At 64.6% G+C, this 25,674-nt stretch carries 23 protein-coding genes; 4 read left to right on the top strand and 19 right to left on the bottom strand.

Annotation, left to right across the window (positions count from 1 at the left end; all coding sequences use genetic code 11):
- Window positions 1-571 (top strand): integrase core domain-containing protein (locus ACFO5K_RS08175; RefSeq protein ID WP_378558270.1); only part of this gene is annotated, 571 nt, incomplete at its 5' end.
- Window positions 572-610: 39 nt separating this feature from the next.
- Here the strand turns inward: ACFO5K_RS08175 and ACFO5K_RS08170 are convergent.
- The 9 genes from ACFO5K_RS08170 to ACFO5K_RS08130 all read right to left on the bottom strand — a co-directional run bounded on the left by ACFO5K_RS08170 (window position 611) and on the right by ACFO5K_RS08130 (window position 8,849).
- Complete coding sequence (locus ACFO5K_RS08170) at window positions 611-1,135, bottom strand: hypothetical protein (RefSeq protein ID WP_378558267.1); 525 nt, start codon at window positions 1,133-1,135, stop codon at window positions 611-613.
- On the bottom strand, window positions 1,113-2,864 hold the full coding sequence (locus ACFO5K_RS08165; protein WP_378558264.1) for a hypothetical protein: 1,752 nt from the start codon (window positions 2,862-2,864) through the stop codon (window positions 1,113-1,115). The genes ACFO5K_RS08170 and ACFO5K_RS08165 overlap by 23 nt, the downstream gene beginning before the upstream one ends.
- 647 nt (window positions 2,865-3,511) lie before the next feature.
- Window positions 3,512-4,129: a hypothetical protein gene (locus ACFO5K_RS08160; RefSeq protein WP_378558261.1), complete on the bottom strand. Its 618-nt coding sequence runs from the start codon at window positions 4,127-4,129 to the stop codon at window positions 3,512-3,514.
- A 166-nt stretch (window positions 4,130-4,295) separates the two neighbouring features.
- Window positions 4,296-5,072 (bottom strand): peptidoglycan recognition protein family protein, encoded by a 777-nt coding sequence (locus ACFO5K_RS08155; protein ID WP_378558258.1) that lies wholly within the window; start codon window positions 5,070-5,072, stop codon window positions 4,296-4,298.
- A 231-nt stretch (window positions 5,073-5,303) separates the two neighbouring features.
- The gene (locus ACFO5K_RS08150) at window positions 5,304-5,600 is read right to left on the bottom strand and encodes a hypothetical protein (RefSeq protein WP_378558255.1); all 297 of its coding nucleotides are present in this window, start codon (window positions 5,598-5,600) and stop codon (window positions 5,304-5,306) included.
- Window positions 5,578-5,808, bottom strand: a complete 231-nt coding sequence (locus ACFO5K_RS08145; RefSeq protein ID WP_378558252.1) for a hypothetical protein — start codon at window positions 5,806-5,808, stop codon at window positions 5,578-5,580. Before ACFO5K_RS08145 ends, ACFO5K_RS08150 begins: the two co-directional genes overlap by 23 nt.
- Window positions 5,809-5,839: 31 nt before the next feature.
- Window positions 5,840-6,625, bottom strand: a complete 786-nt coding sequence (locus ACFO5K_RS08140; RefSeq protein WP_378558249.1) for an alpha/beta fold hydrolase — start codon at window positions 6,623-6,625, stop codon at window positions 5,840-5,842.
- A 279-nt stretch (window positions 6,626-6,904) separates the two neighbouring features.
- Window positions 6,905-7,501 carry an ImmA/IrrE family metallo-endopeptidase gene (locus ACFO5K_RS08135; RefSeq protein WP_378558246.1) on the bottom strand — a complete coding sequence of 199 codons (597 nt, stop codon included), beginning with the start codon at window positions 7,499-7,501 and terminating at the stop codon, window positions 6,905-6,907.
- 730 nt (window positions 7,502-8,231) lie between these two features.
- Window positions 8,232-8,849 (bottom strand): hypothetical protein, encoded by a 618-nt coding sequence (locus tag ACFO5K_RS08130; RefSeq protein WP_378558243.1) that lies wholly within the window; start codon window positions 8,847-8,849, stop codon window positions 8,232-8,234.
- A 456-nt stretch (window positions 8,850-9,305) separates the two neighbouring features.
- Here ACFO5K_RS08130 and ACFO5K_RS08125 point away from each other — a divergent pair, with 456 nt between their 5' ends.
- The gene (locus ACFO5K_RS08125; protein WP_378558240.1) at window positions 9,306-9,695 is read left to right on the top strand and encodes a helix-turn-helix domain-containing protein; all 390 of its coding nucleotides are present in this window, start codon (window positions 9,306-9,308) and stop codon (window positions 9,693-9,695) included.
- Between the two features lie 1,987 nt (window positions 9,696-11,682).
- Here ACFO5K_RS08125 and ACFO5K_RS08120 read toward each other — a convergent pair.
- The 4 genes from ACFO5K_RS08120 to ACFO5K_RS08105 all read right to left on the bottom strand — a co-directional run bounded on the left by ACFO5K_RS08120 (window position 11,683) and on the right by ACFO5K_RS08105 (window position 15,488).
- Complete coding sequence (locus ACFO5K_RS08120) at window positions 11,683-12,252, bottom strand: hypothetical protein (protein ID WP_378558237.1); 570 nt, start codon at window positions 12,250-12,252, stop codon at window positions 11,683-11,685.
- A gap of 172 nt (window positions 12,253-12,424) precedes the next feature.
- On the bottom strand, window positions 12,425-12,769 hold the full coding sequence (locus ACFO5K_RS08115; RefSeq protein ID WP_378558234.1) for a hypothetical protein: 345 nt from the start codon (window positions 12,767-12,769) through the stop codon (window positions 12,425-12,427).
- Between the two features lie 494 nt (window positions 12,770-13,263).
- Complete coding sequence (locus ACFO5K_RS08110) at window positions 13,264-14,133, bottom strand: MaoC family dehydratase (protein ID WP_378558231.1); 870 nt, start codon at window positions 14,131-14,133, stop codon at window positions 13,264-13,266.
- The gene (locus ACFO5K_RS08105) at window positions 14,133-15,488 is read right to left on the bottom strand and encodes a 3-oxoacyl-ACP reductase (protein ID WP_378558228.1); all 1,356 of its coding nucleotides are present in this window, start codon (window positions 15,486-15,488) and stop codon (window positions 14,133-14,135) included. The genes ACFO5K_RS08110 and ACFO5K_RS08105 overlap by 1 nt, the downstream gene beginning before the upstream one ends.
- Window positions 15,489-15,590: 102 nt before the next feature.
- Between ACFO5K_RS08105 and ACFO5K_RS08100 the strand changes: the two genes are divergently transcribed.
- On the top strand, window positions 15,591-16,922 hold the full coding sequence (locus tag ACFO5K_RS08100; protein ID WP_378558225.1) for an acetyl-CoA C-acetyltransferase: 1,332 nt from the start codon (window positions 15,591-15,593) through the stop codon (window positions 16,920-16,922).
- 76 nt (window positions 16,923-16,998) lie between these two features.
- Here the strand turns inward: ACFO5K_RS08100 and ACFO5K_RS08095 are convergent, their stop codons facing one another.
- The 5 genes from ACFO5K_RS08095 to gnd form a co-directional block, all read right to left on the bottom strand.
- Complete coding sequence (locus ACFO5K_RS08095) at window positions 16,999-18,612, bottom strand: HipA domain-containing protein (RefSeq protein WP_378558222.1); 1,614 nt, start codon at window positions 18,610-18,612, stop codon at window positions 16,999-17,001.
- A 185-nt stretch (window positions 18,613-18,797) separates the two neighbouring features.
- Window positions 18,798-19,016 (bottom strand): hypothetical protein, encoded by a 219-nt coding sequence (locus ACFO5K_RS08090; RefSeq protein WP_378558219.1) that lies wholly within the window; start codon window positions 19,014-19,016, stop codon window positions 18,798-18,800.
- A gap of 126 nt (window positions 19,017-19,142) precedes the next feature.
- Window positions 19,143-20,078 (bottom strand): alpha/beta hydrolase, encoded by a 936-nt coding sequence (locus tag ACFO5K_RS08085; protein ID WP_378558588.1) that lies wholly within the window; start codon window positions 20,076-20,078, stop codon window positions 19,143-19,145.
- Window positions 20,079-20,212: 134 nt separating this feature from the next.
- Entirely contained in the window at window positions 20,213-20,914 is a 702-nt protein-coding gene (locus tag ACFO5K_RS08080) for a hypothetical protein (protein WP_378558216.1), read from the bottom strand.
- A gap of 269 nt (window positions 20,915-21,183) precedes the next feature.
- Window positions 21,184-22,209, bottom strand: a complete 1,026-nt coding sequence (gene gnd, locus ACFO5K_RS08075; RefSeq protein ID WP_378558213.1) for a phosphogluconate dehydrogenase (NAD(+)-dependent, decarboxylating) — start codon at window positions 22,207-22,209, stop codon at window positions 21,184-21,186.
- Window positions 22,210-22,546: 337 nt separating this feature from the next.
- Here gnd and ACFO5K_RS08070 point away from each other — a divergent pair, with 337 nt between their 5' ends.
- Window positions 22,547-24,400, top strand: a complete 1,854-nt coding sequence (locus ACFO5K_RS08070) for a VanW family protein (protein WP_378558211.1) — start codon at window positions 22,547-22,549, stop codon at window positions 24,398-24,400.
- A 7-nt stretch (window positions 24,401-24,407) separates the two neighbouring features.
- On the opposite strand, the gene ACFO5K_RS08065 is transcribed toward ACFO5K_RS08070, so the two are convergent.
- Window positions 24,408-25,622, bottom strand: a complete 1,215-nt coding sequence (locus ACFO5K_RS08065; RefSeq protein WP_378558208.1) for a DUF5685 family protein — start codon at window positions 25,620-25,622, stop codon at window positions 24,408-24,410.
- Between the last annotated feature and the right edge of the window lie 52 nt (window positions 25,623-25,674).

Below are 25,674 nucleotides of genomic sequence, written 5' to 3'. Positions count from 1 at the left end.
TATCGACATCAAGAAGGTCGGAAGGATCCCCGACGGCGGTGGGTGGCGTGTCCATGGCAGAGGATCGGCCCAGGACAAAGCCGCACGCGCGGCGAACAAACGTTCCCGGCCTGGTTATGTATTCCTTCACACCGCCCTCGATGGCTACTCGAGGCTGGCCTACACCGAAGCCTTGCCTGACGAGAAGGCAGTCACGGCAATCGGTTTCGTGTTCCGGGCCCGGGCGTTCTCCGCTGCTCACGGCATCGCCGGCATCGCCGGCATCGAACGGATCGTCACTGACAACGGTGCCTGCTACAGGGCCCGCGACTTCGCGAAGGTGCTTCTCGGCGCCCGCCATCAGCGGATCACGCCCTACACGCCGCGCCACAACGGCAAGGTCGAGCGCTACAACCGGATACTCGCCGAGGAATTCCTCTATGCCCGTGAATGGACTTCAGATCTGCAGCGCCTGCAGGCGCTGCAGATCTGGAACATCCACTACAACTATCATCGACCACACTCGGCTGCCGGAAACCGGCCACCAGCCAGCCGACTCCACGCCGGCGTCACCAACGTCCAGGCCTCATAAATCTAGCCAGGCAACCACTCCGTATTCGGCCTGGATTCGCTAGTCTTCCTCGTACCTATCGACCAGAACTTTGCCCGGGCCATAGATTAGCGTTGCGCTCAACTCGCTATCCTCCCCGTACTCGTACTCCCGCCTTTCAATCAATTCCCCATCGTCAGAATGCCAATCTTCCGCAACAACCTCACCGCGCGGATCGAGATATTGGATTCTATTCTGCACCCAGGCGGGCTCGATACTGATATCGATACCGCGTCGGCAACAACCATCCCCACGCTTGTCGAACATGCGCCACACTACCGACCGCACATTCGGATAGTTGAGTTCATGCCATGCGACTACATGCTCAATGCAGTCAACCTCGAAATAACGAACGACAGCGAGACGATTGTCGACGATGTCGACGCGCTGGACGACTATTCCGGCTATACTCGCTGCAAGCGAGCGACGAGGATTCGCCTTAGGTTCATCGCGCCCCGCGCTCACGAAATCCAGCGTGGTGCGATCCCATACAAGCCATTCCAGATCATCGATACGGCTGGGCTCATAGATAGGGGCCAAAGTCAAAGGGTCCACCTTCTTCCACCATTGAGAGTTGAATCTTCTTATCCGCCCCAGGCAACGTATCGTGGAGAATCACACCGACTGGACGAGCGAGCGGCTCTCGTGGGGCCCAACGGTAATATGCAAACTTCCCTTTTGCAGCATCTTTCTTGATCGCCTTCTGGATACGCAATATATCCGAGTTGTCCAGAAACTGCGTCGCATACCTCTCGAAAGTTTCAGAGTCTACAACCAAGGCAATATCGACATCACCCGTATCCGGATTATGGACAGAGCCGCCCTGCACCCTGAATATCACATCGTTCGGATCAACGCCATATCGACGAGCCAACTCCAATACATCCACCTTCAGCGCTTCATACTGTTCCCTGGACTCGAACAGATAGGGATAACCACGGTATCGCACTTCGTCTAGGTTGTTCAAGCTCTCATATAGTCGATCAGCAACATTTTCTGTCCCAATGTATCCCTCAGTCTTCTTAACACCCTTCAGCCCGTACTGAGCGAGGAGCAATTGTGCGTCCTCGCCCCACTGTCCGATCAACGTCTGCACAGCCAACAGCTCTTCATCCGTTGCCAATGCTAGGGCCGCACGCATGTACGGCGTCAGATCAACCCTGGGCGCCGGTGGTGTCGAATCACCGCTAAACTTCACCAGTGTTTCAACTAGGATTTCACGCTCAGCCGCCTCGGAACCCTCGAAGGGTTCCGCGTCTGATCTTGTTACTGGCTCTTCCCCGCTCGATCCACCCGTATCGCTGACGCTGTTTCCGGCATCGGCGGCCGTCGGATTATTCGCTTCGGCGCTTGCGCCCGTTTGATCCGCCGCATATGGGGGGGTTTGCGTAACGGGTCCAACCGGCTCACGCTGTGGCGGTACGGGACTGATCTGTGTCGGGTCGGGGAGTGCCGTTGGATCGTCCACGCCGTCCGACCCAACATCGAAGGGATCGAGTGCAGGTGGGGCATGCGGTTCCCATGGAGTGGTGCTCGCTGTGGGATCAGCCACTCGACCAGGGATGGCTGGTAGCTCAGTAGATGGGAAGACCGGCTCCGGAATGGGTTCATCCGGTAACGCAGGGAGGGTGGGCGTCTCGGGGATGACCGGAGGAAAATACAGTTCCGGGACCGGCTTGGGAGGAGTTGGCGCCGGTGGTGGCTTAGGGACTGAGCCCGGCTGCGCTCCTTTTGAGCGTTCTTCCCCTTCGGGTGGATCCTGCGAGAAGAGCCAAACCGTCCCAGCCACGACGCCAACGCCCGCGATGCTGGCCAGTACCAACGGCCACGAAACTACTGTGGCCAAAGTTCCGCCAGTGATCAACAGCCCAGTCTCGGTGATTGTCAGAGTGCTGAACGCGGCGCCAGCGCCAACTAATGTGCCGCCTGTTACCAGCGCACCGGTCGAGTTCAACGGCGGGCCTTGCCACGCAAGGTTTTCTTCGTATGGACCGCTAGCAAGGATTCCTGAGCCTGCGGGCATCCCGTCAAATCCGGCCGTAGTCAGCCCTGGGCCTGTCGACTTTCCTGGCAACGTCGTGGTAAGGGTTGCCGAGCCGATCAACGGTTCGGTGACCACGGTCTCCGCCAGACCAGGCGTTTGGACGCTGGTCTGTATCGCCGGGACGCCGTCTACAACCGTCGGTTCCTGCTCAATTGTGCTGCTCGGAAACCAGACCATCGCCATCGTTGGATTGAATGGCCCCGCGGAACCGCCGCTTTGGTTGTCCAGCACCGCCCCGGGCACCTCTTGGCCCGTGGCCAGTTGTGCGACAAGCGGCAGTTTCGCTTTGAGTTCGGGGTCAGAGAGCCCATCCGGACGGCTGGGTTCCGATGACTTGGACTGGTCAGTTGGCGGGGGCCGGTCGACTGATCCGGTGATAGTGTCGCTTGTGATGGATTCGTTGCCGACGACTGTGATTGAGCGGGCGCCGGTTGTGATGTCTCGGGCGAGGTCGATCGAGGCGACGACGGACCCGGTTGTTCGGCGGGATCCGGTGTATCGGTGACCAGCTCTTGTGATGGGGTGCCCAGTTCGGCGTACGGTCCGAGGACTCCCGGAATGTTCGGTAGTTTGGTGTCCTTGACTCGGTCGTCTATTGGCTGCGCGGTGGAAATGTTCTGGTCTGCACGGGTTTCCATGCTTTTTGCGCGCAGCATTCGCTCGTACGCACGCGCTGATGCTGCTGCTGTCATTCCATTGAAGTCGACTACACGCGGTGCACGTCGATCCTGCTTTTCCGAACCCGCCGGCGTTAAAGTGCCGACCCACTGCTGAAATGATCGGGGGTCGTATGCTGGTATCGACACTGCGGTGCCTCCTGGAGAATGCGTATAGCCGCACCGCTAGAATGCGTTTGGCTGACTAGTGAATGGCCGTACTCAAATCAGGGACCCGCCCGAGGCATCGTCGATCCGGCGGCGCAGCTCCGCGACCATTGCCGCGTACGCCTCCGACTTCGTCTTCCCCTCACAAGCGATCCCGCGGGGATGCGTCGCGTACCACGCACTCCCCTCCACCTGTTTCACCGAGATCTCGTCGAAGTCGTAGAACTCCTCGGCATCAGGTGTGGGCCAATTGCCTTCGGCGTCGGGGGTGATGTGGGCGCCGGTGTCGAAGGCGCCGGGGGCGCCCGAGGGGGTCGGGACCCACCGGATCTCTTCGAGTTCCGGGTGCACGCGCACGCCACGCTTGATCAGGTACTCGGCGACGCGAGTTGCCTGTTTGATCGAGGTGACGGTCGGTTCGGCCAGCTTGCGGCCGACGGGGCTGGTCCACTCGGGGAGATGGATGACCGAAAGTTCCTCTGCCAGGCCGCGGACCTGCGGGTCGAGTTCGTCGTCGTGGTCGGGCTCGGCGAGCTGGCCGGACATGGCCTGCTTGAGGAATGCCAGAAAGTCGGGAGTGACCAGCTGTCCGGATTCGGTCTGGACATATTCCGGTGCCGGTGCTTCGTTGGTGCCGAAGTCGACCGAGCCGATGATTTCCTTGCCGGACATGTGGTGCAGCCTCCCGAGCTTTGGGCATGAAAAAAGCCCGTGCCTAGCCGGCCGGGCTTGTGTGGATTGCGGTTATGGAGTCAGGACAGGCCGAGCAGCGGCAGGATCACCGGGGCGAGCAGCATGGCCAGTTCGAGCAGTTCGAGGACGACGGGAAGCATGGAAGTCACCTCCCCTCGGGTTCGGGCGTTTCGAGGGCCTTCAGGCGGTCCAGTACGTCGGCCAGGGCGTCTACGACGGTCATGCCGTCGAGTTGTTCCCAGCCGCCGAACATGCCCGCATCGCGCTGCTGGCTGCCGCACAGCTGCTCACGAATGTCTTTGACATCGGTGCTGATGGGCCCACAGAAGGCGGCGATGAAATCTTGGATCTGGTTGACTTCGGCTGCGCTCATCGGCGCGTCCTTTCCGTCGATGAAGGCCTGTACGTCACGGCGGAATTCGTCCATGTCGATACCGGCGGGGTCGATTTTTCCTTCGTGCGAGTACTCACGGTGGGCCACGCAGTCCTCGGCGTCTCGGCCGATGCGGGCCAGGATGGCTGCGCAGCCGCGCTTGTAGGCGTCGAGTTGTGCTGTGGTCCAGTCGGTTCCGTCGCCGCGTGAGACGGCTTCGATGCCGATCACGTGGTAGTTGGCGTTGTTGGTAGGCCAGCCGGGCCAGGAGCCGCGGCCGGCGTGCCAGCAGACGCCCGCCGCGACCACCCGGAAGGTGCCGTCGCGTTCGAGGACCAGCTGGGCCAGGGGGCCGGGGAGGTCGGCGCGGCCGTTCTGGACGATGCGCCAGTCGTTCTTGCCGCCGCCCGCGGTGTGGTGGCACAGGACGCCGCGCAGGTCACGGAAGTCGCCGTGGCCTCGGTCGCGCCAGCCTTCGTGTTCGATGACGTTGAGCCCGGCGTCGCGCAGCACATCGGCCAGCCATACCGGGTCGCCTGTCCAACTCATGGCGAACTCCTTGGGTGAGTGAGGGTTTGGTGGTCCCGCCCTCGCGACGAGGGGAAGCGCCGAGGGCGGGACCTGCGCTCCTGACGCGGCGACGGCGTCTCGACCGCGTTCCACCTGCGGGAGACGGGCGCATCAGGGGCGCGGCATGCGGCGGGCTCGAAACCCGCACCGTATCGAGTGTTCTCCGGGGGCCGACCGCATGCGGTTCAGGAACGGCACCGCGTGGTGCCGTCAGATTTCTTCTTGGAGGGTGGGTGGGATCGCGTATCGCGCCACCGGGGGGTCCTGGCCGGGAACATGCAGGCGCAGGAAGCCGAGCAGTTCGTCGATGTGGCGCTGTAGTGCGCGGATCAGGCGGATCGCGTCACGGAATCGCTGCTGGTCGTTGACCGCCTGCTCTTCCAGCGCGACCACCCGCTCGCGCAGCTTGGCGACTTCGCGGGCCTGCCAGGCCGTCACCGCTCCGATCACGGTGGCTACGGCCACCCCGATGGCTTGGACGAATTCAGGACTCAGCCACGAGGCCATGCGATTCACCCACCGATCCCGATACCGGCGTCACCGCGGGTCTGATCACCGCCCCGGCGATCACGGGCGTGGCCAATCCGTACAGGGTGAGCAATGTTTCGACCCACGCGGCGTCGACGTCGCGGCCGATGAGGTACGCGATCACACCGGTGACGGCGACGAGAACGGACCGGATCAGCGCGGGCTCGGGCACCTTACTGATTCGCATGTAGGGACTCCTTTTCACAGGTCTCGCGGTGTCAGATGCGGCCTTCGGCGACATCGCGGTTCAGTGCCTGCGCCAGGGCGCGGGCGTAGCCGTAGCGGACGTAGTCTTCGGTGTGGCGGCCGTCGAAGAGGTAGCCGCGGGCATAGGCGATCGCGCCTGCCCAGTGCCGCCAGTTCGCGGGTGACCACCAACGCTGCAACTGCTTTCGCGTCGCGGTGTTGAGCATTTGCTGTGCCCAGGTGATCGCGGCGTTCGCGCCGGCGAAGCTGAAGAACGCGCTCAGGTCGGCGATTGTTCGCAGTGGGTTACCGGCTGGCAACGCGGTGATCGGGTCGCCGGGAGCTGCCGACCAGTAGGCCGGGATGCCGGGGATCGGCCGCTCGCCGACCACGCCGTAGCCGCCGGGATCGATGTCACCGAGGTACTTGCCCGCAGGTCGACGTGGGTCGGCGATGAGGGCGCAAGCGATCACTTCGCGCCCCGGGTGTTCACCGCGTCCGATCTCCGCGGCCAAGTCACCGGCGACCGCGGCGCCCTGCGAGTAGCCCGCCAGGACAACCGGGTTCGGCGACCGGTCGATCGCCGCGAGCAGGGCGCGCTTACCTTCGGCGACACTTTCGACGTAACTCACCGACGACCCGTAGTCGGCGGGGTACGGAACCATTCTGGTCGCGAACATCGACTTGTTCAGTGCCTCGGTGAACGCGCCGGTGACACCGTCACCACCGGGATTCCAGGTGCCGCCGACCACCAGTACGTCGATGGTGCGGGGGTCCCGGGCAGGCCGGGGCTGTCCTTTCGGAGACCACAACGACATGTGTCTACCTCTCTGCGATGTCGGTGGGTCCCGCTCCGGGCGAGTGCCGTCCGGAGCGGGACCGATTCGCCCCTGCGCTGCGTCGACGTCTGCGACCGCGGGTGTCCACGGGCGACGGGCGCGTCAGGGGCGGGCGGGCATGCGGCGGGCTCTGAACCCGCTGGATGTGGTGTTTTCGTCCGGGGGCCGGCCGCATGGTTCGGGGGGTCGGCGCTGGGTGCGCCAACGACGAAGCCCTCGTTCCGAGTCACGGAGCGAGGGCTTGCGGGGGTCTGTCGGTTATCGGTGTCGGCCGGGCGCCATTTGACGCAGCATTTCGCCGGAACTGCCCGTCGGCCACAAACACCGGTAGGGGTACTCGGTGGCCATCCCGGGTAGCCAACCCAGGCGGTTCAGCAGGTGTACGGGAATCACTGCGAACTCCTCGTTCTTCAGGTGCTGCAATCGCCATCCGAGCAGGAATTCGGTGACGCCGAGGATCGCCGCGACATCGGGCAGGTTGCTGCCGATCTCCAGTGCGTCGCGCAGGTTCTGCACCGGAATCAGCCGATGTGCGACAACGTCGTGAACCTGCATCTCGATCCGACCGCGCCACCGCTCACCGTCGAGTGCTGCTGCCAGCTCAGGTGATTCGGCCATCTCGATGTGGGCCACCGAGTGAGCGACGACCTCATTGCGTACGTGCCCGGACAGATCCGCCTGAATCAGGACGGCGCGATCGGCGACCGACCAGTAGGACACGAAGTCGTACACCACCGCCGCATCGACCTTGATTCCCAGCCTGAATGCCGCCTCTTGGGCGTTGAACCCATTACGCTGCACTGCGATATCATGCCGGTCGGGCATCGCCGCTTCCGACTCACCTTCAACACCCATGGGGAAACACAACTCTCAAAAATTGGTACTGACCACGATCCTTCGCACCATCACCACCAACGACGGTGTCAGATGCCAGATGTCAGATCACCGAGAGGTGTGACGTGCCACGACGAACGGCTGCCTCAGTGAACGCCAACGGTCCACGGCTCCGGCGACTGTCTGGAGATCTTCTACACAGATTTCGGAGAGGTCGACGTGGCCGGCGCGAGCACTTCCGGTCGGCACCAAGTTGTCGGTGCCGTGGAATGATCTGTCACCGTGATGGATTGGAAGCTCTTCCGTCGGCTTGCCCGAGTCGTCGGGAGTAAACGAGTCGTATGCACCTGACACAAGAAAACCTCACCCAGCAGCCGAAATGTACAGACTCTCGGTCGAGAGCACACGGTCCCATTCTAGCGCTGACGTGAACCTGAGCCTCGGTCAGGATCTACCGGGAGACACCGCGCCATCAGCGAAACCTGCTGCATCTAGCTGGTTTTGGGCATGCGAATTCCCGCTGCCACTAGTTTGCAGCAACGGTTGACGCATGTCAACCCCGCATCCAATAGTCGTCGAAATGGCTGGTCGGAGCGCGCATTTCGATTTTCGACCGCCGCTAGATGGCATCAACGAGCCGCTGGCGTAACCCATTTGGTGCGCTCGTCGACACCTTCGGTTGCGCTCGCCACAAAACACCGCGGGGCGCCGGCAACAATCTGCCGACGCCCCGCTGGGTCACTGCGATTCGCTATGCATCCTTCACCCGTTGCCGCGTTGGCAACGCCCGGTGCGCGTCCAGCACCTCACCCACAACGAAGAGCTCCGGCCAGTCCGGCGACCACGGCCCCGGCACCGGCCGGATCAGGCCGGTCGCGCGCAACGTACGCACACGCCGCACGGTCAGGTTCCGGTAGCCCTCACCCAACTGTTCCGCCAGCTTGCCGATGCCGGCCGCATTGAGACGCACGGCCCTGGCCCGCACGACCAGTTCGGCGTCAGCGGCGGCGATGTCGACCGGCGGGCAGACGATCACCTCCGCCGCTTCGATCGCGGCACCGATCTGCGCGGGCGCCTCCTCTACCCCCTCGGTCATCGCCAGCGCGATGATGTTGCGCTGCAACCACTCAGCCATTCCACCGATGCTCACCGCGCCGTCATACGCGACGCCACGCTGTTCACACACCAGCCGAACCCACGACACCAGGACCGCTTGCAGGTGGTCCTCCACCTGTGCTGCGGCGGGGTTGAAGGGAAGTCGTTGCTCTCGCGCACCATTGCGTGTCCGGTAGTCCACCGCGCCGAATCGCGTCTGGCGCGTCCGTGCGTCCGACAGGTCCTCGGCGAGATCGGGGATCTCGCCGAGCATCCGAGCCAAGTCCCGTGCGGCACTTCGCTCGAGGTACATGTGGGTGTCGTCAGCCCACCTGTCCAATGGGGTCACACCGCATGAATCCTCCCGCATGCGGTTCGACGCCGAAACGGCATCGCCTGTACCCATGTACTTGCTCCTTCAATCGATAACGGGCCGGAGCCCCGGTCGCCCCTGCCGCCGCGCAACCGGAAAGGCGCGCGCTTGGGAGCGGTGTCGAAGCGCGCCTCCTACTGGGATCCACAATTCGAACACTCATTGTATGCAACGTTGTTGAGTGCTCGCTGTCAAACCGAGCGCGGCCCACCGCTACCCGCTACCCGCCACCACAAACTCCCAAGGCCCAAACTGTTGAACCTCATAAGGCAGACCGGTCGAGCCGATGTGCGACCTTGCAAACCGCAGCTACATACACTTGGTGATTCAGTGCAAACAATCTGCTACCCTCGATGCATGGTGAGACAACGGAGCGCGGTGGTCCCGCCCGAGGTCAGCGCCACCCTGCGGCTTGCTCGCAAGGAGCGCGAGATGTCGATGGACCGCGCCGCGAAGGCAGCACAGATCAGCACCAGCCTGTGGACGCAGGTGGAGAACGGAACCCAGTACAAGCGCGGGCAGAAGGTCCCGGCCAGCACCACGGCCGAGACGCTGCAGGCGATGGCCGAGGCCGTCGGGCTCGAGGCCGAACCGCTGCTGACACAGGCGGGCCTCGAGCCGGTCGAGCTGAAGCCGGCCCGGGCCCAGCACGCCGACGGGATCGTTGATCTGTCCGGGCTGTCCGAGGGGGATCTGCGGATCGTCGCCGCGTATGTCAATGGGTTGCGGGCGGCCAGGCACAGCTGAGTCGTCCCGGCTACCGTCGTCAGCCGTAAGGACCCGCGCCCTCGAGTATTTGTAACTCAAGGAAGCGGATGCGACAGGCGAACATTCCACAAATTCCACGACGACCCGGATCGCCTGAGGGCTATGAGTGGATATGCCAGTTTCACGAGAAGTCCGGGATCGACTGGCTTGCGGAAGCACCGTTCTGCTATTTCTATCGCCGACGTCAGAGACGAGAGTCAAGCCCCTGTCGTTGACCTCCACGCCGCCCACGTTCTACCATTACGCATGCGTACCGTAGTCCAAGCGTATCGAACACCCAAAAATACGTATCGGCTATACCTGGTGGTAGTGGCTATATGCTTTCTAATGTATCCATTGATAGTCATCGCCGACCCAAGTTTCCTACACTTAACATTAGGAATATTAGTATGTTCCGTATGCTGCATCCCAGCCACCTTCTGCATTAGAGGTCTGCAGACCACCACTCCCGAGTTGGTAATCTACAAAGAGGGAATACAAACAGCAGATACCGGCTATATACCGTGGTCCAACATCAGGTACGCCGAGCGCAGGAGGATTAGCGCTTACGAGTTCGTTGAACTACACCTGTTCGACAATCACCATTATTTGAGTCAACTGTCGAGGGCGAGAAGATTTGCAGCGCACGCATACAAGCTCATGGGCCACGAGTACGCCCCTATATCCCTTCAATTCATTCATCGGATATCAGCGGAAGATCTCCTCAGAATCATCGAAAATATACAGCCGAACATACCGACCTCGCTGACCGAGAGAGATCGCTGAGCCTTACATCCTCGAGGTGTGGCTTGAAGCTCTCGTGCGTGGAGTAAGTGGATCGTTGAAATGCGCTCGCAGGGGATGGATTAATTGGGTGGATGCCACCCCGGCCAGTTCGCGACGTAGTCTTCGAGGCCAGCCTCACCGATGCAATCGCAACCGACTTCCTTGTATCCTGCTACTTCTTCGTCGTACCAGTAGTCGTAATCGCTGTAGACCTGGACACCGTGGTAGCCGTGCTCGGCAACAAATTCCACAGTACCGCCGAAATCAATTGATTGCCGGGGTTTTTGGTATTGCCGGGCCCGCCGACGTGAAAGTACAGGACGTGTCCGGACGGGTCTTTTATCGGCTTACCCAGATCGAGCTGGACATGGCATCTATCGCAGGCGATGCTCGCACTTTCGGACATTGCCGTTTCCTCGATCCTGAGTCACTGAATGAATTGTCATATGATGCCGGGTCCAGGGTTCCCATTGCGGCGGGGTCCGAGTAGGCGACTTCGGCAGCAGCAAGTGCTCCCGGCTGCGCTCAGAGCCGTAGGACGAAAAGTCTTACTATACAACGCTCTCGGGACCTCCATGCGCATACCTGGCCTCCATCAACCATCGACCATCCGCCTGCTTGATGTAGTCATACTCCGCTGAACTCAGCTGCCGCCCCTGACTCGAACGCATTGAAACAAGTTCGCCAACAACGGTCAATAGATCATCAGACGGCATGATCGGTCCTTGAGCCGAAGACGTAAGAGAAACACCAAACCTCCCCCTCTTTGACCCAATCGCCAATTTTGCCCATATATCGTCTTCGAACATCACTTTCAGTATCATTTCTCCGATGGCGGCGTTGATTCCTCCGAGAACGTCCAGCGGCTGGTTCGACAAGTTTCGCCTCTCTGATACGATGATCTTCTTGCGATTAACGGTAGCGCCGACATCACTCGTGGGGGGCCGATTTCCCTCGTTGGCAACCAATCACGACAGGGTTGCGCACGGCGAGCCAAAGTCTCGATGGCATCTGCGTAGCGTTGCACAGTGTTTCGGTTCAGTTTCCCAGTTGCTCGGGATCGTTGCGCAATTCGTCCAAGCCATTGCCACCTGCGACGTGCGCCGACAGGAATAGACGGACCGTGGCGCGGATCAGGGCAGATACCGAGGTGGCGATGCAGGGGGCGCAGTAGATGCGTTGCGCTGCGGCTACTGTGCTGTCACAGCGGCGCCGAACGCCACCAGTCCAGCACTTCCTCCGGGGTGCCGTACCCATCGGTGAACATCAAGAACCTAGATCGTTGGGGGTCGCCGAGGAAGACGGTCAGGATCTTGTTGCCGTTGTCGGTGTATTTGTAGTTCGTGTAGGTGCGGCCGTGGTTCAGGTCGGTGGAGACGGTGACCGGTGGCAGGCTTGCGATTACCGATTCGACGCCGGCGGCCGACTGGTAGGCGTAGATGCGGTAGAAGGGGTCGGCCTGGTTGGCGCCACCGCTGTAGCAACGCCACTGCCACACCCAGTTGCCGAATTCCGGGTCGCCGTCGTTGGGGCTGGGAATGTAGCCGCGGTCGGTCTCCCAGCAGGTGGCGTTGCGGTAGCCGACTTCGCCTTCCCTGTTTGCTGGGAGCAGGTGGGGGAATGCGGCGCTGATCGTTTCTGCGGTGGGAGCGCTTGATTGGGCGGATCCGGTGGGTGGGAGTTCGAGGGGGACGGCCGAGGCGGTGGCACCCAGTACGGACAGACTGATTGCCACTGCGACGGTTGCGCCGCCGGTGAGGAGCTTGTGCATAGTGGGACCCTTGAGGGAAGTCGGTCGGGAATGACGAATGCCCCGCCGGTCGGCGGGGCATTCGGGTCACTTCGGCAGTATCGGCTGTCTCAGTGTCTCGACAGCGATGCAACGGTGCCAGAGGCCTCCAGTAACGCAGCCGACCATCGGCCGAGCCTGGCTCAGGAGGGTATTACGAGGTGGTGCCGCCACCGGGCGCCGGAGTGGGAGCCGGCGTTTCGGTCTCAGCCGAACCGCTCGACAGCGCCTCGAGCACCGCAGCCAGGCTCTCCGAGGAGCCGGTCTCCGGATCAGCGATCGGCAGCACACCCGCAGTCGTGCCGGTGCCACCACCGGGCGCCGGAGTCGGAGCCGGGGTCTCGGTCTCAGCCGAACCGCTCGACAGCGCCTCGAGCACCGTAACCAGGCTCTCCGAGGAGCCGGTCTCCGGATCAGCGGCGTTGGCAGCACCGGTACCGAACATGGCCAGACCCGCTGCGAGGGCAATGCCGAAACCGAGTGTGCGAATCTTCTTCATGAAGTAAAACCCCTTGATATTTCGCGAGATTGCGATGTCTTCCCGACCTGCACATTTCTAACATGTTCCGTAACGGGAACCCAGCCAAAGGTTTTCGGGGCATTCACTCGGAGAACGCTGGGAAGTTGCGGAGCCCATGGCGAAACGGTGCGTTTCTGCGCGAGTATTTCACTTCGATCCCCCGGGAAGCATGCCCCCAACCAGTGACGCGATGTCGTCAATCTCGCGTTCTCGCTGAACAGTCGAGGTGAACATGGGCATCCGGCCGACATAACCCGCACTCCATCCGGACGGGCAGGTAGGGATACGTGCAACGTCTGATGACTACCCAGTCAACCGGTCAGCTACACCGATGACTGATGTCACATCGAATACCTGTAACGATCGTTCGGCGAAAACGATTAATGCGCAACATCATTCATTGACGCCGTAAACCTGCTGTGAAAACGGATGAGGCCGCACACCCATGGATGTGCGGCCTCATCGCCCCGAACTCAACGCAAAGTAGCAGTGAGGTGAGGGTAGCCCTTCTTGGGGTGCAGCATGGACAGATCCCAGCCGCTGGCGACCCGATCGGCATAGATGTTCACCGAGGACGGCAGGAAGATCGGCTTGCCGAATTTCACCATGTAGGTGATTTTTTCGGGAACACGACCCTCAATGGTGCTGAGAATCGCGGCGGCCGACCACATGCCGTGGGCGATGGTTTTGGGGAAACCCATTGCCTTGGCGCCGATTCCGGAGACGTGAATCGGGTTGCGGTCACCCGAGGCGGCGGCGTAGCGGTTGATCATTTTCTGATCGACGCGCTGCACGCGCAGCGGGGGCGGAGGCACCTCGTCCGGCGGCGGTGCCGACTTCGGGCCGCCCGACAGTGAGGTGCGCTGCTGGTGCAGCAGGGTGGAAATCTGGCGCCACACCAGTTCACGGCCCACCCGGACTTCGGTCACCGCGTCCACGAGCAGGCCCTTCGGGTGTTCCCGGAGGTTCTCGATATGGCCGGAGAAGTCGAGCGGTTCGGCGACCGAGATCTCGCGGGTGCGTTCGATGACGTTCTCGAAGTGCACCGCACCGACCGCGGTGAACGGGAAATCCCTGGCCACAACGAGTTCCATCATCAGCGGGAAGGCGAGGATGAACGGGTAGGTCAGTGGCAGGGTGTCGCTGAACCGCAGGCCGGTGGCGTGACAGTAGGCGGCGAGGTGGCCGGGGTCGACCTGGACGCCGTCGATGGTGACCCGGCGGTCCGGCAGCACCGGCTTGCGAGCCGACAGCGCACCGGGCAGCGGGACGGCGCCCAGCGCCGCCTTCGCGTACAGGCCGCCGTTGCCCGGGATCTCGGTGAGGGTGATCGTCTCGGTCATCAGGCGCCGATCAGGCTCTGCCCGCAGACGCGAACCACATTGCCGCTCACCGCGTTCGACGCCGGGCTGGCGAAGTAGGCGATGGTCTCGGCGACGTCGACGGTCTGGCCGCCCTGCAGCAGCGAGCTCATCAGGCGGCCCGCCTCGCGCGTGCCGACGGGAATGGCGGCGGTCATCGCGGTCTCGATGAAGCCGGGCGCCACGGCGTTGATGGTGATGCCGCGCTCGGCCAGCACCGGAGCTTCGGCGTCGACCATGCCGATCACGCCGGCCTTGGAGGCGCCGTAGTTGGTCTGGCCGCGGTTGCCCGCGATGCCGGCGATAGAGGACACGTCGATCACGCGGCCGCCTTCCTTGAGCACCCCCTTGGCGACGAGGCCGGAGGTGATGCGGTGCGGGGCAGCGAGGTTGACGCCGATCACCGAGTTCCAGCGACCCTCGTCCATGTTGGCGAGCAGCTTGTCGCGGGTGATGCCGGCGTTGTGCACGACGATGTCGATGCCGCCGAAACGCTCGGTGGCGAACTCGGCGAGCCGCTCGGCGGCGTCGGGGGCGGTGACGTCGAGGGCCAGCGCGGTGGCGCCGATCTTGTTGGCGGTCTCCGACAGTGCCTCGCCGGCGGCGGGGATGTCGGCCACGATCACGGTGGCGCCGTCGCGGGCGAACACCTCGGCGATGGTGGCGCCGATGCCGCGGGCGGCGCCGGTGACCACGGCTACCTTGCCGTCGAGGGGCTTGTCCCAGCTGGCGGGGGCCGTGGAGTCGTCCTTGCCGACGCGGATCACCTGGCCGTCGACGAAGGCGGACTTGGCCGAGAGCAGGAACCGCAGGGTGGACTCGACACCCGTTGCGGCGGTGCCCGATTCGGGGTGCACGTAGACGAGCTGGGCGGTGGCGCCGCGCAGCAGTTCCTTGGCGACCGAACGGCTGAAGCCCTCGAGCGCGCGCTGGGCGATCTGCTCGTCGACCGAACCGGCCAGTTCCGGGGTGGTGCCGAGGACCACGACGCGACCCGAGGGCGCGAGGCTGCGCATGGCGGGCTGGAAGAACTCGAACAGCTGCGCGAGCTTGTCGATGGAGTCGATGCCGGTGGCGTCGAACACCAGCGCGCCGTACTTGGTGCCCGATTCGAGCGAGTCGGCCACGGTGTAGTCCGAGAGCAGCGCGCGGACCGGCTCGGCGAGGCGGCCCTTGCCACCAAGCAGGACCGGGCCGGGCAGCGCGGGCTCGCCCGGGATGTAGCGGCGCAGCTCCGCCGGCTGGGGCAGGCCCAGCTTGCTCGCGAGGAACGCGCCGGGAGCGGAGTGGATGAAGGATCCGTAGAGGTTTGGTGCGCCCTTGCTCTTGGCTGCCACTGTTCCTACCTTCACATTTGCGGGTACGGTGTCGACAACGAACTTACTCCAGAGTAAGTTGGATGACAACCAGATCACCCGACGAGACCATGGAGAACTCGAGTGACAAGTAAAGCCCGCTCGGCGACGGCCAAGGCCAACTCTGCCAAGACCGCGAAGACCCAGCGTCCGGTCGCCATCGTTGGCGGCAACCGTATCCCGTTCGCTCGCTCCGACAAGGCCTACGCGCACGCGTCCAACCAGGACATGTTCACCGCCACCCTCGACGGGCTCATCAGCCGCTTCGGATTGCAGGGTGAGCGCCTCGGCATGGTCGTCGGCGGCACCGTGCTCAAGCGCGTGGGCGAGCACAGCCTGATCCGCGAGAGCGTGCTCGGTTCCAAACTCTCGCCCTACACCCCGGCACACGACCTGCAGCTCGCCTGCGGCACCGGCCTGCAGGCGATCGCCACCGTGGGTGACGCGATCGCCATGGGTCGCATCGAGTCCGGCATCGGCGGCGGCACCGACACCACCTCCGACGCGCCGATCGGCGTCAGCGAGGACATGCGCGAATGGATGCTCAACGCCAACCGCGCCAAGACCAACAAGGACCGGCTCAAGCTGGTCGGTCAGCTGCGCCCCTCGATGCTGGGCATCGAGATCCCGCGCAACGCCGAACCGCGCACCGGGCTGTCGATGGGTGAGCACGCCGCCATCACCGCCAAGGAGTTCGGCATCGCCCGCGAAGCGCAGGACGAACTGGCCTACCTCTCGCACAAGAACATGGCCGCCGCCTACGACCGCGGGTTCTTCGACGACCTGATCACCCCGTTCCTCGGCCTGACCCGCGACGACAACCTGCGTCCCGGCTCCACCGTGGAAAAGCTGGCCACCCTGAAGCCGGTGTTCGGCACCAAGCTGGGCGACGCCACGATGACCGCGGGCAACTCCACCCCGCTCACCGACGGTGCCTCGGCGGTGCTGCTGTCGAGCGAGGAGTGGGCCACCGAGCACAAGCTGCCGGTGCTCGCCCGCCTGGTCGACTCCGAGGTCGCCGCGGTGGACTACATCCACGGCCCCGACGGCCTGCTGATGGCGCCCACCTACGCGGTGCCGCGCATGCTGGCCCGCAACGGCCTGACCCTGCAGGACTTCGACTACTACGAGATTCACGAAGCCTTCGCCTCGGTGGTGCTGGCGACGCTGGCCGCCTGGGAATCCGACGCCTACTGCAAGGAGCGCCTCGGCCTCGACGGCGCACTGGGCTCGATCGACCGCAGCAAGCTCAACGTGAACGGCTCCTCGCTCGCCGCGGGCCACCCGTTCGCCGCCACCGGTGGCCGCATCGTGGCCTCGACCGCGAAGATGCTGGCGGAGAAGGGATCCGGGCGCGCCCTGATCTCCATCTGCGCCGCCGGCGGCCAGGGCGTGGTCGCGATCGTCGAGCGCTAGTCGACACCGCACACGCGAACGGCGGTGGTTCCCGGTTGCGCCGGAGAGACCACCGCCGTTTTGTCGTTCTCGGCGATCACAACGAATCCTCCAGCTCCGCCCGCCGCAACCGCAGCTCGCGCAGAGTCCGGTTCCGCGGCGACCCAGTGAACGGCAGGCCGTCGAAATCCACCGTTGCACAGGCACGTAACGCCAATCGCTGGGCCGAAATCGCAGCCTTGGCCGGTAGCCCGATTTCTGCGGCGAACTGAGCCCAGTGCTTCGCACGCAGCCCCTTGGTTCGTCCGGCGATCGGCAACGCCATCGAATCGTCACCGTAGATCAGCGTGCAGGGGATGTCATATATCGGCGCGACCACCCAACGACCCGTTCCATCCCGCAGGACCCCGGCATTCTTACCGTGCAGATCACCGTTGCCGCTCAACCATGCGAACAAGAACTGCAAGTACAGGTTTCGTGCGGCCAGCAGTGGCGTATCGACCCTTCCAGCGAGCGCTTCGACAACATCGATCGCATCGATGTTGTACTTCGCCGACGGTGGCAGCCCGAGAACCTGAGTGGCGTCCTCGAACGCGAGACGATGCCACGACCCGCCCTCGTGGACACGATCGAATCGACGAACGAGCAAACCCAGTTGGCCTGACCTATCGTGCACAAGGTCCGCGGTGGCAACAGGTAGCTTCAACGCCCGGGCCGCGGTCAAATGTGCGGCTTCGTTCTCGATCAGGTACGGATAACTCAGCTGTGAAAGTTTCAGGATGAAGCGGCCGGACACGCCCGACGCACGAGCGGTGGCTATCGATGCGCTCACCTTGTCCTGCGCCCCGGGAATTGCGTGGCGATCTATACTGTGAACGGTGTGATCGAATTCGAGCTCATCAACGACACTGCAATTCGCTAGCGCGCGGGCCTCGACAGGAGTGGTTCCTGCTGGGAAGACCTGGACGTCACCGGGTGTGTCACCGCCTACCGCGAGTAGGAGGCTGAGTTCGTCTTCGACACCTACACTCGCCGCACGGGCCAGCATCGTCAACCGGTTCCCCTCCGGGAGGAGCCCCGCGAAGAACGGCGGTACCGCGCCCTTATCACAGCGAACCCGCTCGCAGCTGAGCGGAAGTGTCGAGGCCAGCGGAGGACCGTCATACGATGGCGAATACCGGAATTCGGTACAGTTGCCCGGGCGGCGGGCGATCGAACCAGCGAGCCGACCAGCCTTGTAGATGTCAGCGCTATGCAGACTCGAGAGACTATCGAGATTCGGCCCTGGACAGTCGAGCACCGACTGATCTACAACCTGAACCTTGGTATCGTGGGGTACGGCGATGTCAGGCACCGACACGAAATCTGCAGCGGTAGCATTCTTTACGCTGATCTCTCCGTGCGGTTCGTAGATAAAAAGTGCAATCCGGTGGCGATCTGCGTACTCGACTGCATACGCCGAGTAGCCGGAGGCGGTGAAGAAGAGCAGGTGCTTACCTACATCGTCACCGCGTGCGCCGACGAGCTTCTGCACGTCTGATCTTGAAACGACTGCGCCACGCCACTTCACCTGTGCCAGAGCGGACGCAGTGCGGACGTCGACTCCACCATCCGCACCATTGGGGGTCACCTCCGCATCGCGAAAGCCCATGGCGCGCATGCGAGCGGCCGCATTCTGCTCAGCCTCCTGGGACGTCCGGATATACCGCATCGTGGCCTCCTTCCAGTCAAGGATATCGACCACTTGGCCCGATCGGGTATGGCCCTCGGCGTATCCACGGTAGAGGCCAGCTGGCACCGACCGACTGTGTGGGCCCTCGAGCGATACTCCACACCGTGCACGAGGCCGGCGTGTGGTTTCGACTTGCACCGAACCCACCCGCCGATTCTCGAAGCTCAGCGACACATCGGGATGTAGTGGGGTTCCGGGGAGGCCCAGGGGCCGCAGATGATCACCTTGAGGAAGCCCAGGGGGAAGTCGATGAGGGCGGAGCCGGTGCCCGAGGAGCCGGATTCGGCGATGACAGCCGGTTGGGCGGGCTCGGCGACGGCGGGCGAAGTCGCGCCCGCCGCGATGCCCGCGACGGCTGCGGTGGTGACCAGGATTCGGATCATTCGACGGTGCATGAAGGGCCTTTCGGAAAGAGCTGAGCAACGCTTACTGGCAAATCGAGGATTCGGATGGGATTGTTATCCACAGCTTTTCGGGGCTTGCGCAACCGAATTCGGTGATATATCTGGTCATTCGGCACCGATGGCGGCTGCGAACAGGGGCCAGGAGTTGTGCAGGTCCTGCTGCCAGTAGTGCCAGGTGTGGCTGCCCGCGGGACGGAATTCGGTGTGAGCGGGGATCTCCAGTTCGGCCAAGCGCGTGGCCAGACGATGGGTGCACAGGTTGGCCGCGGCTTCGATTGCGCCACCGAGCAGAATCTGGTTGGCCACACTGACCACCTTGCCGGGGGTGGCTGTGGGAGTGAGAGTTTCGGCGGGCCCGGGTAGTCCGGTGGCGCTGGACAGGTAGATCGTCTTGCCGCGCAGGCGGTCCGCGTTCAGATGGGCGTCGTGGGCCCGCCAGGCGGGGTCGCCCGGAGGGCCCCACATGTTGGCGGAGTCGGCGCCGGCGCGGGCCAGGACCAGGTTGATGTAGGTGCGGCTGATCGGGTCCTCGACCGAAGCGCAACCGCTGTAGGCGCCGACAGCGCGGTAACGGTCGGGTGCGGCGATGGCCAGGTTCAGGGCCGCGGTGGCCGACATCGACAGGCCCGCAATCGCATTCACGCCGGTGGTGTTCAGGGTGCGGTCGATGATCGGTGGGAGTTCTTCGGTGAGGAAGGTCTGCCACTTGTTGCGGCCCAGCCGTGGGTCGTCGCGTTGCCAGTCGGTGTAATAGGAGAACGCGCCCGCGGCGGGGGTGACGACATTGACGTTCTTGTCGGCGAAGAACCCGACGATATCGGTCTGGTTGTACCAGTTCGCCAGGTCCTCGCCGCCGCCCGCGCCGTTGAGCAGGTACAGCGTGGGGCGGGGTGCGCTGGTGTCGTACGGGGTGATGACCTGCAACGGGATCACCCGGTCCATCGCCGCGGAGTAGACGTGCAGCATCTGCTGGCGCTGCCCCGGCCGGTCGACGCGGTCGAGCCGGGACACCTCGGCCCCGGCGGTGCCGATCGAGAGCATGACCAGCGTCGAGACCGCTACCGCGATGGCACGCAGGCGGGTGAACACGAAGTGACTCCTTACAAGCCGGAAGAATCAACCCCGGTGCGCCGGGACGTCAGCGCGTACCGTCCCGGCGTCGGGGCGCCGCGCGATCAGCTACCGATCAGATTGCGCAGCACGTCGGAGAGGATGTCGGTGACCGAGCCGGTGGAGCTGAGCTGACCGTCCGAGGAGCCGAGCCCGTTGTCGCCGAGGCTGCCGATCACGGTTTCGCCCGCATTGGCGCCGCGCGCGGTGAAACATGCGGTGAGGTTGGGCATTTCGTTGCTCACGCCCACGGTGCCCGCCACGCCGACACCACCGCTGGTGACCTGCTGACCCGCCTGGACCCCCGCGGGCAACGGGTAGGTGATGGTCAGGGTGACGGGGTTGCCCGAGTTGACGAACCAGCCGGTGCTGGTGACCTTCCAGCCGCCCGCGTTGGGGGTGGGGGTCACGTCTTCGGTGACCTGCCCGCCGACCGCGTGATAGGCCGTGACGGTGGCCTTGGTCGGAGCGCCGAAGCCGGTGGGCGGGAAGTCGGTGATGGTGTTGACGTACGGGTTGCCGATGCCGGTGGTGCCCACGATCACCTTGTAGGTGACCGAGGTCCCCACTCCGATCTCCTCGGCGCCGGCCACCTTGTCGTAGACGTGGGTGACGCCGACGGTACTGGCGTCCCTCTTGGTGGCGTGGCTGCTGACCGAGCAGGTGGAGTCGGCGGCGGCGACGCCGGAACCGAGGCCGGCACCGGCACCGGCGACGACGAGCGCGGCGGTGGCGATGCCGGCGGCGAGACGCGAAGTCCGAAACATGAATGTCCTCCAGAATCCCGGCGGTGCTGGCCGGGATGAATCCTCATCGAGTGGTCTATCCCCCTCTGACCACAACGTATAGCCGGGACTGGACAGTTGTCCTGGAAAACGAGAACACGTTCTGATATTTGTGGAACATCACCGTTTTACTATTTGGGCGGCGTTTGCCGAGGTAACATTCGAGCTTTTCGGGCAGCCGGAACTCAGCCCGAAAATGCGGCGACCGGTCCCCCGCCCAGCGGCAGGAGACCGGTCGCGAACGGGCCGGACTACTTCGGCAGCTCGTTGTGCCCGCCGAACGCCTTGCGCATCGCCGAGAGCATCTTGTCGGCGTAGAGCGCCTCACCGCGCGAGGAGAACCGCTGGAACAGCGCCGCCGAGAGCACCGGCACCGGCACCGCGGTGTCGATCGCGGCATCGATGGTCCAGCGACCCTCACCGGAATCGGAGACGCGACCGCTGAACGAATCGAGATTCGGGTCGGCCAGCAGCGCGCCCGCGGTGAGATCGAGCAGCCACGACGCCACCACCGAACCACGCCGCCACACCTCGGTGATGTCGGGAATGTCCAGGTCGTACTGGTAGTACTCGGGGTGCTCGAGCGGGGTCTCCTCGGCCGAGTGCTCGCCGCCGTGCCCGGCACCCATGTCGGCGTGCTCGAGGATGTTGAGGCCCTCGGCGTAGGCGGCCATCGCGCCGTACTCGATGCCGTTGTGCACCATCTTCACGAAGTGGCCGGCACCGGCGGGGCCGCAGTGCAGCCAGCCCTGCTCGGCCGGAGTCGGCTCCCCGGTACGGCCGGGCGTGCGCGGGGCCGCGTCCACACCGGGGGCGATCGACTGGAACAGCGGCTCGAGGTAACGCACCTGCTCGCCCTCGCCGCCGATCATCAGGCAGTAACCGCGGTCCAGGCCGAACACGCCACCCGAGGTGCCGATGTCGAGGTAATGAATACCCTTGGGGGCCAGCGTCTTCGCGCGCTTGATGTCCTCGTGGTAGCGGCTGTTACCGCCGTCGATGATGATGTCGCCGGGCTCGAGCAGCTCGGAAAGCTCGTCGATCGCGGCACCGGTGGCGCCCGCGGGGATCATCACCCACACCACACGGGGGGTGTCGAGCATGCCGACGAATTCCCGCAGATCGGTGCTGCCCCGGAAGCTGTCACCGAGCTCGGCGGCCAGCTCGTCGATGTGGCCCTGATGGCGTTCGTGACCGACGGCGGTGTTCCCGTCCCGCACGATGCGCCGCACGATATTGGCGCCCATCCGGCCGAGGCCGATCATTCCCAGCTGCATCAGTTCTCCCTCGTTGTCCGGTCCCTGGTGTCGAGTCTCACCCCCGATTGTCGCGTGCCGCCCGACGAGCCCGTCCGGCGGCGTCACCCAGGTGCGGAAAACTCGTCGGAATCGGGCTGTAACGCCCCGCTCAGGACCGCGATAAACAGATCGGCTCCGTGTAGTTGCCAGACCCCCGACCCGGCAACTACACGGGGCCTTTCTGCTGTCGGCCGCCCTCCGCAGGGGCTGCCGAGACCGCCGAAGCCATCTACCCTTGGCGCAGGCCCGGTAAACAAACGGGCGGGCGTCCCTGATCCAGGACCACGCCACGACACCCCCCAACGGAAGGACCTCCGTGCCCAGCGAGTCGACCGCCGGACCACCGGACGACCGGCAGAGGGGCGAGGTCGGACTACGCAAGCTGCTCGAAGCAAATCGCACTTTCGATGCCGACACCGCCATCCTGCCCACCCAGCCCCTCAGCACCCTCACCCGTGATCGCGGGGCCCCGGCGGGCGGGCAACCGCCCACCCCGCCCGGCAACCAGCAGCTGGTGAAGCGGATCGGGATCGCGGTCGGCGCCGTGTTCGCCGTCGGTACCGCCGCCTACCTGGCCGACCTCGCGCTGACCTCGGGTGAGGTGCCGCGCGGCGTCGTCGTCGCCGGAGTGGAGGTCGGCGGCATGGACCAGGCCGCGGCCGACGCGCTACTGCGGGCCGAACTCGGCCCGCGCGCCGAACAGCCGCTACCCGTGCAGATCGGCACGGCCCAGGAGACCCTGGTGCCCGCCGACGCCGGTCTGGCAGTCGACTGGGACCGCACCTGGGACGCCGTGGGCGGTCAGCCGCTCAACCCCGTGGGCCGGCTGGTCTCGCTGTTCGGGACGCGTGAGGTGCCGGTGACGAGCACCGTCGACGCCGCCGCGCTCGATCAGCAGCTCGACGCCTACCGGGTGCACGACAACCCGACCGTCGAGGGCACCGTCCGATTCGAGAACGGCACGCCCGTCGCGGTCGCACCCGTACCGGGCCGGGTACTCGACACCGAGGCCGCCCGCACCACCATCACCGAGCGCTGGGCCGAAGGCGAGCAACTGCTGTTGCCGGTGGCCGACGCACCGGTCTCGGTGCGGATCGACGCCGTGCAGACCGCGTTGCGTGATATCGCCACCCCCGCCGTCGCCTCGCCGATCACGTTGACCGGCAAGGACGTTCGCGCCGAACTCACCACCGAACAGATCGCCGGTGCCCTCGGCTTCGTGCCCGACGGCAACGGCGGACTGGCCCCGAAGATCGACCACGACGCCGTGATCGCCGCGCTCGCACCGCAACTCGCACCGACCGAGGTGGAACCCGAGGACGCCACCTTCGCCGTCGGCGCGGGCAAGCCGACCGTGGTCCCGGCCGTGGTGGGCGAGAAGGTCGACTGGCCGAAGGTGCTCGAGAAGCTACCCGCACTGCTCGTGCAGCCGGGTGAGCGCACCGCCGCCGCCGACTATCAGCGCATCGAACCGAAGCTCACCACCGAGGCCGCGCACGCGCTCGGCGTGAACGAGATGATCGGCGAATTCACCACCGGCGGCTTCAGCGGCCCCTCCGGGGTGAACATTCGCACCGTCGCCGCCGAGGTGGACGGCGCCGTCGTGAAACCGGGAGATACGTTCTCGCTCAACGAGCACACCGGTCAGCGCACCGCCGCGGAAGGCTATGTCGAGTCCGGCATCATCGACCACGGCAGGCCGAGCACCGCGGTCGGCGGCGGCATCAGCCAGTTCGCCACCACGCTCTACAACGCCGCCTACTTCGCCGGCATGGCAGACGCGGGCCACACCGAGCACAGCTACTACATCTCGCGGTACCCGGCGGCACGCGAGGCGACCGTGTTCGACGGCGCCATCGACCTGGCGTTCCGCAACAACAGCCCGCACGGTGTGTACATCCAGGCCGTGGCCACCGGCTCCGACATCACCGTGCGCCTGTGGGGCACGAAAACCGTTTCGGTGGAGTCGATCACCGGTGAGAAGTCGAAGCCGACCGAACCGACCGAGATCACCCTGCCCAAGGGCGACGACTGCATCGCCTCCGAGGGGGCACCCGGTTTCACCATCTCCGACACCCGGGTGATCACCGATATCAACACCGGAGCGCAGGTTTCGCGCCACACCCGCACCGTGAAGTACGACCCGATTCCGGTGGTGAAGTGCGAGTGAGGGTTTCCTAACAGTCGCAGCAGCAGCTGTCGCCACAGCAATCGCACCCGTTGCCGCAGCAGTCGCACCATTCGCCACACTTCTTGCGCCAGGCCTTCTTTCGCCTGCCGGAGCAAGGATTGGTGTGGTCGACACAGCAGGCGGCGCCGGTGCAGTAGACGCCGAGGAACTGCCCGGTCGCCCGCAACGGGCCGGGCCGTTCGGTGGGCTTGTCGAATCCGGGCAGTGGCGAGTGCTCGGACCTACAGGTGTGAGCCGCCACCAGCCCCAGCCCTCGGCCCAGGGAGCGCAGTAGACCCGCCAGCGGGTCGAGGAGGGCCCAGCGCACCGCCGGCAGCTGGTCGAGTGCGGTCGCGGCCGCGGCTCGGCGGATCTCGGACTCGCTCTCGCGCACCAGTTCATAGGCTCGCGGGAGATCGGTGCCGGTGGCGTCGAGCGGGTTGAAACGGCCGCGGGCGCGATCGTGTTCCAGGTCTTCGATGGCATCGGCCAGGTGCGCGATACGACCGACGTGCCGGCCGATCTCTTGGAGGGCCGCGACGTTCTCCGGGCGGCCCGCCAGGGTGGCGGTGTGGCCGAACAGCGTGGCGGCGCACAGTTGTGTGGGGCCGGTGAGTACGTCGAGAGCTTCGCCGGGCCGCGCCGAGTCGGCCTGACGCCGGCCGGGCAACGTCGGGCTCTGCAGCAGCCGTTCAGCGGAATCGGCGCCGTTCCGACCCGGTTCCGCCCCAGCGCTTTCCGTATCGGCTGCCCTTCGTTCGAGGGTCGCTTGACTCGCGATCGCGGCCAGCATCGGCCGCACGTCCAGGCCGATCCGCGCGCCTTGCCGCTGTGCCCGCGCCGCCCAGTTCCCCGACACCTTGCGCATCGGCCCACGGGCGAATCCGGCGGCGTCACCGTCATCGACGTGATCACCGATCTTGGCCGCCCCCAGCAGCAGTGACGCAGTCGCTGCCAGCTGCACCCCCGGCGCGTTCGCATCCACCACCGAGGCCCGGCGCATCCCGCGCAACGGGCAGGGCCCGGCCGTGGTGCGCGAGCCGGGACCGTCGGCCTGCGCCTCGGTGAGCACACTGAGCACGATGGCGTCGGTATTGGTCGCCGCGCGCGCGAGCTGACCGTGCCCGTCGCGCAACCCCAGGCACAACCCGCACATGTGCGCCTGCCACTGCCCCGGGTCGATGCCGTACTTCTCCGCACCGTGCGCACACGGCCGCAACACACCGAACACTTCCCACCCCCGTCAGACGCGAAACTCTAACGGTGCAGAATCG

The organism is Nocardia halotolerans (genome assembly GCF_042650145.1).
GTDB lineage: Bacteria > Actinomycetota > Actinomycetes > Mycobacteriales > Mycobacteriaceae > Nocardia > Nocardia halotolerans.
Note: the sequence above shows the minus strand (reverse complement) of the source record. Positions and strands in the feature narration are given on the sequence as shown.